The following is a 12785-nucleotide window of genomic DNA, read 5'->3' on the forward strand; positions in this document are numbered from 1 at the left end:
TCGTTCCCTCCTCATTGCGGAATGCTGCCGACGACGCCTTCGACCAGATAGTCCATCGCCTCGAGCTCGTCGGTCGTCGGCGCCTGTCCGGCGGCGATCCGCTCCTGGCCGCTCTGGTCCTTGACCGGACCGGCGAACGGATGCAGCGTGCCGTCCACGATCTCCTGCTTCCTTTCCTCCACGAATGCTTTCACCTCGTCCGGCACTGCCGAGCCGAACGTGCTCAGCCGCACGACGTCGTCCTTCAACATGCCGCGGTATTTGCCGTCATAAACGCTGCCCTTGAAGCCGCCGTCCGCCGCCGTCCGCACCATGTCGACGAACAGGTCCGGCCAGTTCCACTCGGAGCCCGTCAGCCAGCCCTTCGGCGCGAGCGCCGAGGAGTCCGCATGATAGCCGACCGTCATCGCGCCGCGGCGCTCCGCCGCTTCGACGATCGTCTTGCTGCAGTCCTGATGCTGGCTGATGACGTCCGCGCCGCCGTCAAGCAGCGAGTTGACCGCATTGGCCTGCTGGCCGGGATCGCACCAGCTGCCGGTGAACACGACGCTCGTCGTCGCGTCGGGATTGACCGACTTCGCGCCGAGCTCGAACGCGTTGACGTTGAGCAGCACCTGCGGGATCGGCACGGAGACGATGTAGCCGAGCTTGCCAGTCTTGCTCATCTTGCCCGCCGTCACGCCGGCGAGGTAGACCGGCTCCCAGATCGTGCCGAAGTAGGTGCCGAGGTTGGCGGCGGTCTTGAGCCCGCCCTGATGGTAGAAGGCGACGTCCGGATGGCGCTTGGCGACGTTCAGCGCCGGCTCCAGATGGCCGTACGAGGTCGGGAAGATGATCTTCGCCCCGTCCTTGATCATCTGCTCCATGACGCGCTCGGCTTCCGCCGTCTCCGGCACGTTCTCCGAGCGCAGCACCTTGAGGTCAGGGAAGGCCTTCTCCACCGCCTGGCTGCCGAGATAGGCGGCCTGGTTGTAGCCGTAATCGTCCTTCGTGCCGACAAAGATGAAGCCGACCGCGCTGCCGCCGCTGCCGGGAGCTGCCGAGCCCTCCGCGCCCGCTTCCGCCGTGCCGCTGTTCGCGCCGCCGGAGCTGCCGCCCGACCCGGGCTGGCTGCAGCCGGCGACGAATACGATGACTGCCAGCAGGGCGGCGATGATGCCGGTGAGGCTTGACTTGCTGGATGACAGTTTCATGGAATTTCCCTCCGCTTATCCTGATTTTTTCTCTGTAAAGGGGACTTGCCGACTTGCCGCCGCCGCCGGACCCTGGTCGGAACGGCCGGAACCGGATGTCAGCCGCCGGGATCGCCGGCCAGCACTCTGCCGAGCGCCTCCGGCGTGCGGCTCAGCTTGCGTCGCTCCACGAGCAGCAGCGCCGCCAGCGTGAGCAGATACGGGAACATGAACAGGAAGAACGGAGAGATCGCCCAGCCCTGCTGCTGCACCGTCAGCTGCAGCGCCTGCGCCGCGCCGAACAGGTACGCGCCGAGCATCGCCCGCTGCGGCTTCCAGGAGGCGAAGATGACGAGCGCCACCGCGACGACGCCGCGCCCGGCCGTCATGTTCTCGACCCAGCTGTGCGTATAGGCGATCGACAGCTGCGCGCCGCCGAGTCCGGCGAGGAATCCGCCCGCCAGCACGGCGCAGGCCCGGATGAGGCGCGGGTTCAGGCCGCTGGCGAACAGCACGTCCTCGCGCTCGCCCGCCGTCCGCACCATGATGCCGAGCCGCGTGCGGAACAGCAGGTACCAGATCGCCGGCACGAGCAGCACCGAGAGGTAGGTGAGCGGATCGTGGTTGAACAGGATGCCTCCGACGAACGGGATGTCGGACAGCAGCGGGATCGGCACCGGGTTGAAGCCGACGATCTGCGAGCTGACGAAGTCCCGGCCGAAAAACGAGGTCAGTCCGATGCCGAAGAACATGATCGCCAGGCCGGTCGCCAGCTGGTTGGCGCCGAAGCCGACGACGAGCACGGCGTGCAGGAGCGAGAGCAGCAGTCCGCAGCCGCCGCCTGCGAGCGCGCCGAGCCACGGATTGCCGGTCCAGACGGTGACGGCGAAGCCGCCGAGCGCTCCGGCGAGCATCGAGCCCTCGGTGCCGAGATTGATGACGCCGGCCCGTTCGGAGATGAGCTCGCCCTGGCTGGCGAGCATGACGGAGGTTCCGGAGCGGACCGCCCCGGTGAGAATGTCCGCGATCATGTCAGCCTCTCCTCCTTTTGCCGCCGAGAATGAAGAACAGCACGAGTCCCATCAGAATCGTCACGGCCGAGGCCGGAAGGCCCGAGCCGATCTCCAGCGTATTGCCGGCGACGCTGATCATGCCGAGCACGAACGCCGTCAGCAGCAGCCGCAGCGGATGGTTCCACGCCATCATCGCCGCGAGAAAGCCGAGGTAGCCGAAGTTCGCGCCGGTCGTCGCGCGCAGCCGGCCCTCGATGCCGGCGATCTCGATCATGCCGGCGATGCCGGCGATCGCGCCGGCTGCGATCAGCACCCAGAAGTACATGCGGCCGATGCGCATCCCGGCCCTCTCCGCCGCCAGCCGGTTGCTGCCGAGCACGCGGATGCGGTAGCCGAGCCGCGTGCGGGCCAGGACGAACCAGACGATCGCCGCGATGGCGGCGGCGATGACGAAGCCGACATGCAGCCGCGTGCCGTCGAAGATCGGCAGGCGCAGCGTCGGCGCGATCTCCGGGGAGAACGGCCAGTTGAACGATTCGGGATCCTTGAGCGGACCGTGGACGAAAAAGCCGACGAGGAACACCGCCACATAGTTTAGCAGCACGCTCGTGATCGTCTCGTTGAGCCGGCCCTTGACCTTGAGCAGCGCGATCGCCAGCCCCCACAGCGCGCCGCCGAGCGCGCCGGCCAGCAGCATCGCCGGAATGCCGATCCAGGCGGGCAGGCCGCCGAGGTAAAAGACGCCGAACCAGGCGGCGAACAACGCGCCGACCGCCAGCTGGCCCTCGCCGCCGACGTTGACGAGGCCGGCCTTGGCCGGCAGCGCGGCGGCGAGGCCGGTGAGCACGAACGGCGTCGCCTTCAGCAGCACCTCGCCGAAGCCGTACAAGTCGCCGAACGTCGACACGAGCATCGAGCCGTACAGCTCCAGCGGATCGACGCCGTATGCCAGCAGGAACAGGCCGAACAAAGCGAAGGGAATGGCCAGCACGAGCAGCTGGCGCAGCCAGGAGAGGAGGCGTTTTGCCGCGGCGGATCTGGCGCCCGCAGGAGCGGCGACGCTCGGGGAAGGGTTCAGGCTCATGCGGATTCTCCTTTCAGCATCAGGCGGCCGATGCCGGCCTGATCGATCTCCTCCGGCCGGTACGGCCCGAGCAGCCGCTTGCCGGCGAGCACGACGAGCCGGTCGGACAGCTTGAACAGCTCGTCGAGATCCTCCGAGAGGAGCAGCACCGCCGCCCCCTGCGCGGCTGCTTCGAGCAGCTGGCGCTGGACGGTGTAGGCGGTGCCGATGTCGAGCCCGCGGCTCGGATAGCTGACGATGAGGATGCCGGGACGGCGGATGAGCGCCCGCGCCAGCACCATCCGCTGGATGTTGCCGCCGGACAGCGTCTCGGCGCGGCGGTCCGGCGCGGCGACCGACAGCGCGGCCGCCTCGGGACTAGCCGTCAGCTCGGCGCGCAGGCGGCTCCAGTCGACGCCGAGCCCTTTTGGATAGAGGGGATAGCCGTCCAGCGCCATATGCTCGAGGATCGTGAAGCCGGGCACGACCGACTCCTTGACCGGATCCTCGGAGACGAGCGTCACTCCCGCCTCGATGAAGCTCCGCACGCCGGGCTTCATCGGCTTGCCGCCGATCTCGAGCGTGCCCGAGGCGAGCGGCCGCAGGCCGAACAGCGCTTCCGCCAGCTCCCGCTGGCCGCTGCCCGAGATGCCGGCGACGCCGGTGATGCGGCCCGCAGGCAAGTCGAGGTCGAACGCTTCCAGCGCCAGCTCGCCGTGGTCGCCGCGGATCGAGGCGCCGCGCACGGCCATCGCGGCAGGCGCTTCGTCCGGACCGCCGGCGGTCCGGGACACCGCCTTCAGCGTCTTGTCCCCCATCATCGCGGCGATCAGCCGCTCGCCGGCCAGCTCCTCGCCCTGTCCGGCGCGGAAGACGATCTCGCCCGACCGCAGCACCGTCGCCTCGTCGGCGACGGCGAGCACCTCGTTGATCTTGTGCGTGATGAGCAGGATGCCGTAGCCGTCCTCCCGCAGCCGCCGCAGCATGTCCAGGAACGCCCCGACCTCCTGCGGCACGAGCACGCTCGTCGGCTCGTCGAAGATGATGATCCGCGTGCCCGGCATGAGCAGCACCTTGACGATCTCGAGCCGCTGCCGCTGCCCGAGGTCGAGCTCCCAGACGGACGCGTCGGGATCGACGGCCAGTCCGTATTTGGCGGATACGTCGACGATGCGGCGCCGCAGCTGCCTGCGCCGCAGCCCCCATCCCTTCTCCACCGCGAGCGCGATGTTGTCGAGCACCGTCAGCGCCGGCACGACGCGGAAGTCCTGGAACACCATCCCGACTCCCTGCGCCCTTGCCTTCGCAGGCGGATGAAGCTCGGCCGGCCGGCCGTCGATCTCGACGCTTCCCTCGTCGGGCTTGTAGACGCCGTACAGCATCTTCATCAGCGTGCTCTTGCCGGCCCCGTTCTCGCCGAGGATGGCGTGGATGCTCCCTTTCCGGACGTCAAGGTCGATGGAACGGTTGGCGGTCAGCGAGCCGAAGCGCTTGGTCAAGCCGCGCACGCTCAGCAGCGGTTCTGTCAGCAGGTTCTCTCTCTCCATCCGGCCTTCCCCCCTTGTTCGTTAAGTGAGGTTATCTAACATAAATCGAATTGGTTTGATTATAGCGCACGTTCCCGAAAAAATCTTTATCAGAACCTTCCAAAAGAAAGGTCGTTGATTTGTCAGAAGGCTCTATATCTATCATAAATATGACATCTTAGGGCTGAGCCGAGGCGGCTGCCGGGGCTCTCGCCTCGACAGATCGATCGCGCCCGTGCGGGTCGGTGGGGCGCGGCGGCCGCCTCAGCGGGCGGCCTGCTCCAGCGCCGTCCTCCAGCCTCCGCTCGCCGAGATGTCCTCCGCCCGCTCCAGCAGGACGCCTTCGCAAAGGAAGCCGGAAACAAGCGAGCCGTCCTCCAGCCTCACCTTTCCGAAGCCGAGCGGCTGCGGGATCGCCTCGACGAAGGCGCCAAGCCGGGACAGAGGCATGCTCCACAGCTCCAGGGCGATCGGCGATCCGCCCGCTTCGACGCGCACGAGCCCGGGCTTGGCCGGCTCGCCCGGCAGCCGCAGCAGCCGGTAGCATGGAGCCGTCCGCGCCTCGCGCAGGAAGCGCGCTCCATGGCCGAGCATCTGCGGCTCCAGCGGCATCCCGCGCATATGCAGGCCGCAGACGGCGATGACCGCTTCGGGAGCGGATGCCGGTTCCTCCGCGGACGGAGCGGCCGGCTGGAACGAGCCGGCAGCGTCGGGGCTCGCTGGCGGCGAGATGCCGGCGAATGCCGCGGCCTGCGCCAGCTTCTGCGAGCCGGCAGCGTCGGGGACTGTCGCCGTTGACTCGCGTTCGTCGAATGCCGCGGCTGCGCCGAACAGCAGCCCCTCCTCGTCCGCCGCGGCGAACAGCGTGATGCCGAACGGCAGCTCCCTCGCCGCCGCCCCGGCCGGCAGCGCCAGCGCTCCGAGCCCGAGCAGATTGCAGTGGTTCGTCCAGCGTCCCATCGCCGAATTGGCGCCGAGCGGATCCGCTCCGACCTGCTCGCGCGTCCAGGTGCCGCCTGCGGTCGGCAGCGCCAGCACCGCCCCGCGCAGGAGCTGCGACGATTCCAGGCGCAGCTCCTGCAGCCGGTGCAGCGCCCGGAACAGCGCCGCCGCGTCGTAGCCGCGCTCCTCGCCGGAGCGCAGCACCGATTCGGTCACCGGCAGCGCGCTGCCGGGATGACGGTCGAGGAAGCCGCCGAGCGACGCTCGCCGCTCCTCCACGTACGGCCCTTCGTACAGCAGCGCCGCCGCTTCCTCCAGCGGCTGCAGGCGGATGCGGCGCACGGGCAGCCCGAGGCTCCCCAGCCTGCGCTCCGCGACCTTCCAGGCCTCCTCGTACTCGGCTGCAAAAGGACCGAAAAACGCCAGCGGATCGTCCGGCAGCAGCAGCTCGCTGGGCAGCGCCGGCTCCGGCGCAGGTCGCGCGGCGCTCCACGGATCGCCGGGCTCGAGGCCGCGCGCGATGCGGTCGATCTCCGCCGTCTCGGTCCAGTCGGCGGCGAACACGCTGACGCAGTCCAGGCTCGCGCAGGCCGGCACGACGCCGCGCGTCGGCCATGCGCCCGGAGCCGCCTTGTAGCCGGCGATGCCGTTGAGGGCAGCCGGCACGCGCCCCGATCCCGCCGTGTCGGTGCCCAGCGCGAAAACGGCATGCCCGCGGGCGACCGCGACCGCGGATCCGGAGCTCGAGCCGCCGCTGATCAGCTCCGGGCGCAGCGCGTTGGCCGTCTCGCCATACGGGCTGCGCGTGCCGACGAGGCCCGTCGCGAACTGATCCAGATTCGTCTTGCCGATCGGCACCGCTCCCGCCTCCACGAGCCGCCGGACGACGGCCGCATGCTCCACCGGCGCGTAGGCGTAGTCCGGACAAGCCGCCGTCGTGAGCATGCCCGCGACATCAATGTTGTCCTTGACCGCGAACGGAATGCCCCACAGCGGGCATGCGTCCGGATCGAGCTCCTCCAGCCTGCGCAAGCAAGGGCGCAGCCTCTCCATCGTCGGCGGCGTGATCCAGATGTTCCAGGATGCCTCGGCCGCCGCTTTTTCGCACAGCTCGCGCATCACTTCCTCCGGCGTCGTCCTCCCGCTCCGATACGCCTCGCGCAGCGACGCGATCGTCCACGCCCGGCTCATCGCGCCGTCTCCGCCAGACGCCGCAGCTCCGCGACGACTGCCGCCGAGTCCGATACGGCGCCGAACACGCCTCCCTGCATCTGCACCATCCGCAGCGCCGCCTCGTGGTTGCCGCTGTCGGTCGCTCCCGTCGCATCCTCGAGAATCAGGCATTCGTAGCCGCGGTCGTTCGCCTCGCGCATCGTCGTATGCACGCAGACGTCAGTCGTGATGCCGGTCAGGATCAGGTTGCGGATGCCGCGGACGCGCAGCAGCAGGTCGAGGTCCGTCGCATAAAAGCTGCCCTTGCCCGGCTTGTCGATCACGATCTCGCCCGGCTCCGGACGCAGCTCGTCGATGATGTCCCAGCCCTTCTCGCCGCGGATGAGGATGCGTCCCGCCGGTCCCTCGGAGCCGATCTCGGCTCCGATCGCCGCGCTGCGCCAGCGCTTGTTCGCCGGCAGGTCCGACAGATCGGGGCGATGCCCCTCCCGCGTATGGATGACCGTGAAGCCGGGCAGCGCGCGCGCCGCATCCAGCAGGGCGCGGATCGGACCGATCGCGCGGCGGGTGAGCGACAGGTCGTAGCCCATCCGGTCCACGTAGCCTCCCGGTCCGCAGAAGTCGGTCTGCATGTCGATGACCAGCAGCGCCGTATTGTCCGCCCGCAGGTCGCCGTCGTAAGGGTAAGCGTAAGGTTTCGCTTGGATCGTCATCGAAAATCACCTTGTCCTCTCTTGCTTTTCTAGGTTATGTCACATTATATAACATGAAGAGAGAGCGGTCATTGGCGTTCGTTGCCAAAAGGAGAGATTCAGGATTAGGAACCGACCCTAAACCGGCGTAGCGCCGATCCATTTTCCATGCATGCGCAAGTCAGTCGGCCGTCTCCGGGTTTCAAACGAAGCGCTTCCGACGAGGACTTTGCTCAAAAAAACGCGCTTCCTCCCGAGAAGGGAAGAGCGCGCCTTGTCTATTCTTCATATCCGATTACTTTTCCTCGCACGGCCGAAATGGGAAGCGGTCCGAACAGCTGGCTGTCGATGCTTCTCCACCATGTATCGCCCAATACGAAAACGTGATCGGGCGGGACCTCGATCTCGTCCAGGTTCGCCGTCTCGAGCTCCTGCCCTCTGGATTGCTCTTGGCCGTAAAAAGCATCCAGCTTTTTGCCGTCAATGTAGATCCGGCCCTTTTCAATCTTTTTCTTCGGGAAGGCCGACGACTCGAGCCAGGTTGAATTCGGCCGGCTTCAAGTTTGGATTGAAGTCATGATTGAACTCAGGCGTCTTGAAGTAAACGACATCCCCGCGGGACAGAGATCCGTCGGCCTCATCCTTCGGATCTACCACCAGGCCTCCTACGATCGCGGAATCATACTCATGATTCCCCCGATCCATGCTGTCGGATCGATGTTCGATCACGAACATGCCGCCCACGACATCCACTTCTACAGGCGTTGATGGCGTAGTCTCGTCTTTGACCGATCGACCATTTTCAGAAGCTGAGCATGCGGAAATAAAAGAGAGGCAAGCCAGCAGAAGGACGAAACGGGCTGTTTTCATGAAAGGAGTCCTCGCTTGTTCAATGGATAGGTCAGCGACTACGGGATCGCGATTCTCATACTCCTTCAATTGTATGATTTATACAGAAAAATCCAATATATCCAATGAACGATTTTCTTGTTGCCTAACTCGGCTTTAAAATACGGCTGTCCCTCCGACATTTCCGCTAATCCGTTTGAAACCCAATGCCGAACGTTGATAGACTATCCTAAAGGAGAGGATGAGAAGCATGCCAACCATGATCTGCCTGCACGGCCTGACGCCGGAGCAGGAAGCGCGAGTGCGCGAGGCCGCGCCGGGCTGGAACATCGTATTCGGCCGTCCCAAGGAGCTGGACGACAAGCTGTTCCGCGAGGCGGAGGTCATCTGCGGATGGAGCCCCGTCATCGAGAAGGAGTCTCTTGGAGAGGGCGGCTCCCTCAAGTGGCTGCAATCGTGGTCCGCGGGCGTGGACAAGATGCCGCTGGGCAAGCTGGAGCAGGCCGGCGTCATCCTGACGACGGCGAGCGGCGTGCATCCGGTGCCGATGTCCGAGACGGCGCTGGCGATGATGCTCGCCTTCTCGCGCGGCCTGCACCATTCGGTGCGCAGCCAGCTCCGGGGCAAATGGGAGCCGCGCGAGCCATACGCGGAGCTGAATGGAGCGACGCTCGCGATCATCGGAGCGGGCGAGATCGGCACCGAGCTCGGCCGGCTCGGCCAGGCGCTCGGCATGCGCACGATCGGCGTGCGCCGCACGGCGCGGCCGACGCCGCACATGGACGAGACGATGGCCATCGATCAGCTGCATGACGCGCTCGCCCGCGCCGACTATGTCGTGAACGTCCTGCCGCACACGCCGGACACGGAGCGCGTTTTTGGCGCCGCCGAGTTCGCCGCGATGAAGGACAGCGCCGTGTTCGTCAACATCGGCCGCGGCGTGTCCGTCGATACGGATGCGCTCGTCGAGGCGCTGCGCAGCGGCGCGATCGGCGGAGCCGGTCTGGACGTGACCGATCCCGAGCCGCTGCCGGAAGGCCATCCGCTGTGGGCGATGGAGCAGGTCATCATCACGCCGCATATGGGCGGCAGCTCCGAGCGCTACAAGGAACGCGTCACCGAGCTGTTCGTCCACAACCTCAAGAGCTACCTGGCGGACGGCCGCCCGGCCCGCAACATCGTCGACTACGAGCGGGGGTACTGAGTCCTTCGCGCGCAGCTCGTCGACTACGAGCGAGGGTACTGGGCCCTTCGCGCAGCTCGTCGACTGCTGCGCGAACTGTTTTCATATGCGAAGAGGACTAGGCAAGGGGCGATCAAACCGGCAAAATGCCGCCAGGCATCGCCAAGCGAGCAAAGGGACAAGAGCGGAGCCTGACTCCGTCCTTGTCCCTTTTTCCTGCCTGTCGCCGCGAACCCGGGAGCGCGCCCGAGTTGCTCGGTTTTTCCGCGCATCTCCCTCCGTTCGACGCCTGCGCGCCCGAGTTGCTCGGTTTTTCCGCGCATCTCCCTCCGTTCGACGCCTGCGCGCCCGAGTTGCTCGGTTTTTCCGCGCATCTCCGTCCGTTCGACGCCTGCGCGCCCGAGTTGCTCGGTTTTTCCGCGCAACTCCCTCCGTTCTGCTGCCACCGAGCCAGAGTTGCTCGGTTTTTCCGCGCAACTCCCTCCGTTCCGACGCCTGCGCGCCCGCGTTGCTCGGTTTTTCCGCGCATCTCCCTCCTTTCCGACGCCTGCGCGCCCGAGTTGCTCGGTTTTTCCGTGCAACTCCGTCCGTTCCGGCAGCAAAAAGGAGCGTTCCCGATCGGGAACGCTCCTTTCTGCTGCGCGGCGCTAAAGGCTGGACGACCGGCCGACGCCGCCTCGCCCTCGCCTGACCGAGGCCAGCTCTGCCGCCTCGTCTGCGCGCCTCTGCCGCTGCCGACGCTCATGCGCCGCCGACGCTCTCGGGCTGCCCGCTCAAGCGCGGGCGCCGCCGCGAGCTTAGTCGGCCAGGCGCAGCTGGCGCACGAGCCGCGTCAGATGCTCCAGCGCGTAAAGGACGCGCTGCTTGACCTTGTCGCTGGCCGGCTCGCCGTCCTCGCCGAACGAGCGCGCCTCTCCGCCGATCGATACCCACTCCGTGCAGTTGATGCCGTGCAGGTTGCGGACGACCGTCTGCAGCTGCGTCAGCGAGCTGACGCCGACCGCGCCGGCCGCGGAGCTGGCGACGAGCACCGGCTTGCCCTCGAACTGCGCCGCGCCGAGGTAATCGAGCGCGTTTTTGAGCGTGCCCGAGAACGACCCGTGATACTCCGGCGTGCCGAGGATGACGCCGTCCGCTTCGGCGACGGCCTGCACGAGCAAGTCGATCTGCTCGCTCGGCTCGGCGGCATCGGACGAATAAAGCGGCAGCGTGTGGCGATGCAGATCGATGAACGTCACCTCGATCTCCTTTTCCCAAAGAGCCTTCTCCATATAGCGCAGCAGCTTCGTGCTGGTCGATTCCTTGCGGTTGCCTCCTGCAATGATCGTAAGCTTCATCGATCGTTCATCCTTTCGTTTCCATTCATGGGGTTCCTGTTCCCATTATAGCCTGCTCGCGAACTTTCTCAAGCATTTTATTTACAAAGTGGCCGAAGGGTCCTCATCCTCATGAACGCTAACCTCGATCTCAAAGATCGCCTCCGCTCCCCGCTGGAGCGGCCTCAGCTCGATGCGCCCGTCCATCCGCTCCACGAGCGAGCGGCAGATCGCAAGGCCGAGGCCCGTGCCGCCGTACAGGCGCGAGATGGAGGAGTCGGTCTGGCTGAACGGCTTGAAGAGCAGATGGAGCTTGCCCTCCGGAATGCCGATGCCGGTATCCCGAATGCAGAACTCGAGACGGATGCGGCCGCCGGTCCGTCCGACTTCCCTGACTTTGACGGAGATGCCGCCCTCGTCCGTGAACTTGACGGCGTTGCTGATCAGGTTGTTGAGCACCTGGCGCAGCCGCTTGCCGTCCCCGACCAGCACCTCCGGCAGGCCGGGCTCGAGCTCGAGGATGGCGTCGAGCTTCTTCTCCTTGAGCTTGCCGAGAAAAAGCTGCAGCGAGCCCACGACGACGTCGCGAAGCACGAACGGCTCCTGCGCGAACGGAATCTCTCCGCCCGACTCCAGACGCGAATAGTCGAGCACATCGTCCATCACGTCCATGAGGCCGCTGCCGCTGCTCTGGATGATGCGCACGTATTCCCGCTGGCTCTCGTCCAGCTCGGTGTCGAGCAGCAGCTCGCTCATGCCGAGCACGCCGTTCAGCGGCGTGCGGATCTCATGGCTCATGACGGCGAGGAACTCGCTTTTGATCTTGAGCGCTTGCTCCGCCTCCAGCTTGGCCTGCCACGCCTCCCGCAAAGCCGCATTGCGCGGCGTCAGATCGGTCGAGATCGTGTAGATATCCATATGGCCGTTGCGCCCGTCCCAAGGAACGAACACCGTGCTGAGCTCCATCTCGCGCTCGTCCTTGGTGCGGATGCGCAGCTCCGATGTCTGCGCGCGCCCCTGCTTGGCGCGCAGGAAGCAGCGGCTCACGCGCCTCCTGTCTTCCGGCTCGACGATCGACCAGAAGCGCCCGCCCTCCAGCTCCGCCGCCGTGTAGCCGGTCAAGCGCACCGCCGCCGGATTGATGCGCAGCAGCCGTCCGTCCCGGCTGAACAGGCAGACCATGTCGGGATTGTATTCGAAAATGGAATCGTAACGGCTCCGGTTGCCGGCGGCTTCCTTCCAGGCCGCCTTTTTTTCCAGCATGAGGCTCAGCGCGAACAGGACGAGCGTCAGCACGGCGACAATGACGATCGCCTCGAATCCGTTCCACTCTGCCATGGCGCACCGCTCCTCTCTTGGCTGGATCCCTTTGCAAGTGCATTAACCTTTCGGCTGCGAATAGAACCGGATGACGAACGGAAGCCGCCGCGGTTCGGCGAGCAAAAGAACTGCCCGCGATCGAGGCACATGCCGATCCCCATGACGGACTGACTGGCCACGCTGCCGGCAGACCGCCGCCGCTGGAAGGCGAGCTGGCCGGTGGCGAGCGCGCTGCTGGAGGGCGAACCGGCCGGTGGCTACCCCGCTGCCACCTCTGCTGATGGGGCTGGGCATGGCAGGCCTTATGTGGCCGAAGGACATCGTCGACGTGCAGGGCCGGGTCGCCATCCTGGACAACCGCTCGGCCATCCGCAGCCTGCGGGAGTCCGGCAGGAACCGCTGCTGGTCGGGTCCGGACGATCTGAGCATCGGCGTGCTGAAGCTCGTACCGGACGTGATCGCGCTGAGCGAAAGCTATGCCACTGGATGCGCTCTATTTCCGCCGCAGCGCCTCCACCTGTGGTAAATGTGCCACA

12 protein-coding genes are annotated in these 12785 nt (G+C 66.3%); 2 read left to right on the forward strand and 10 right to left on the reverse strand.

The features are described from left to right. Positions 1–11: 11 nt before the first annotated feature. The 8 genes from B8V81_RS08120 to B8V81_RS08155 form a co-directional block, all read right to left on the reverse strand. Positions 12–1193 carry a BMP family ABC transporter substrate-binding protein gene (locus B8V81_RS08120; RefSeq protein WP_028598380.1) on the reverse strand — a complete coding sequence of 394 codons (1182 nt, stop codon included), beginning with the start codon at positions 1191–1193 and terminating at the stop codon, positions 12–14. Positions 1194–1291: 98 nt separating this feature from the next. After that, positions 1292–2203 carry an ABC transporter permease gene (locus B8V81_RS08125; RefSeq protein WP_028598379.1) on the reverse strand — a complete coding sequence of 304 codons (912 nt, stop codon included), beginning with the start codon at positions 2201–2203 and terminating at the stop codon, positions 1292–1294. Position 2204: 1 nt separating this feature from the next. Beyond that, positions 2205–3269 (reverse strand): ABC transporter permease, encoded by a 1065-nt coding sequence (locus B8V81_RS08130; RefSeq protein WP_084136975.1) that lies wholly within the window; start codon positions 3267–3269, stop codon positions 2205–2207. Further along, positions 3266–4795, reverse strand: coding sequence for an ABC transporter ATP-binding protein (locus B8V81_RS08135; RefSeq protein WP_052333113.1), 1530 nt, complete (start codon positions 4793–4795; stop codon positions 3266–3268). Before B8V81_RS08135 ends, B8V81_RS08130 begins: the two co-directional genes overlap by 4 nt. Positions 4796–5038: 243 nt before the next feature. Beyond that, the gene (atzF, locus tag B8V81_RS08140) at positions 5039–6907 is read right to left on the reverse strand and encodes an allophanate hydrolase (RefSeq protein WP_028598377.1); all 1869 of its coding nucleotides are present in this window, start codon (positions 6905–6907) and stop codon (positions 5039–5041) included. Beyond that, entirely contained in the window at positions 6904–7602 is a 699-nt protein-coding gene (biuH, locus tag B8V81_RS08145) for a biuret amidohydrolase (RefSeq protein WP_028598376.1), read from the reverse strand. Before biuH ends, atzF begins: the two co-directional genes overlap by 4 nt. A 257-nt stretch (positions 7603–7859) precedes the next feature. After that, on the reverse strand, positions 7860–8087 hold the full coding sequence (locus tag B8V81_RS26250) for a S26 family signal peptidase (protein ID WP_101808105.1): 228 nt from the start codon (positions 8085–8087) through the stop codon (positions 7860–7862). Continuing rightward, on the reverse strand, positions 8083–8451 hold the full coding sequence (locus B8V81_RS08155; RefSeq protein WP_146000464.1) for a hypothetical protein: 369 nt from the start codon (positions 8449–8451) through the stop codon (positions 8083–8085). The genes B8V81_RS26250 and B8V81_RS08155 overlap by 5 nt, the downstream gene beginning before the upstream one ends. Before the next feature lie 229 nt (positions 8452–8680). Here B8V81_RS08155 and B8V81_RS08160 point away from each other — a divergent pair, with 229 nt between their 5' ends. Then, positions 8681–9634, forward strand: coding sequence for a D-2-hydroxyacid dehydrogenase (locus B8V81_RS08160; RefSeq protein ID WP_101808107.1), 954 nt, complete (start codon positions 8681–8683; stop codon positions 9632–9634). A gap of 776 nt (positions 9635–10410) precedes the next feature. Here the strand turns inward: B8V81_RS08160 and B8V81_RS08165 are convergent. Both B8V81_RS08165 and B8V81_RS08170 read right to left on the reverse strand, forming a co-directional pair. Then, positions 10411–10950 (reverse strand): NADPH-dependent FMN reductase, encoded by a 540-nt coding sequence (locus B8V81_RS08165; protein WP_101808108.1) that lies wholly within the window; start codon positions 10948–10950, stop codon positions 10411–10413. 81 nt (positions 10951–11031) lie between these two features. Next, on the reverse strand, positions 11032–12267 hold the full coding sequence (locus B8V81_RS08170) for a PAS domain-containing hybrid sensor histidine kinase/response regulator (RefSeq protein ID WP_101808109.1): 1236 nt from the start codon (positions 12265–12267) through the stop codon (positions 11032–11034). A 235-nt stretch (positions 12268–12502) separates the two neighbouring features. Here B8V81_RS08170 and B8V81_RS08175 point away from each other — a divergent pair, with 235 nt between their 5' ends. Continuing rightward, positions 12503–12775: a hypothetical protein gene (locus B8V81_RS08175; protein WP_146000465.1), complete on the forward strand. Its 273-nt coding sequence runs from the start codon at positions 12503–12505 to the stop codon at positions 12773–12775. Positions 12776–12785 lie beyond the last annotated feature (10 nt).

The organism is Paenibacillus pasadenensis (assembly GCF_002864175.1).
GTDB lineage: Bacteria > Bacillota > Bacilli > Paenibacillales > Paenibacillaceae > Paenibacillus_O > Paenibacillus_O pasadenensis.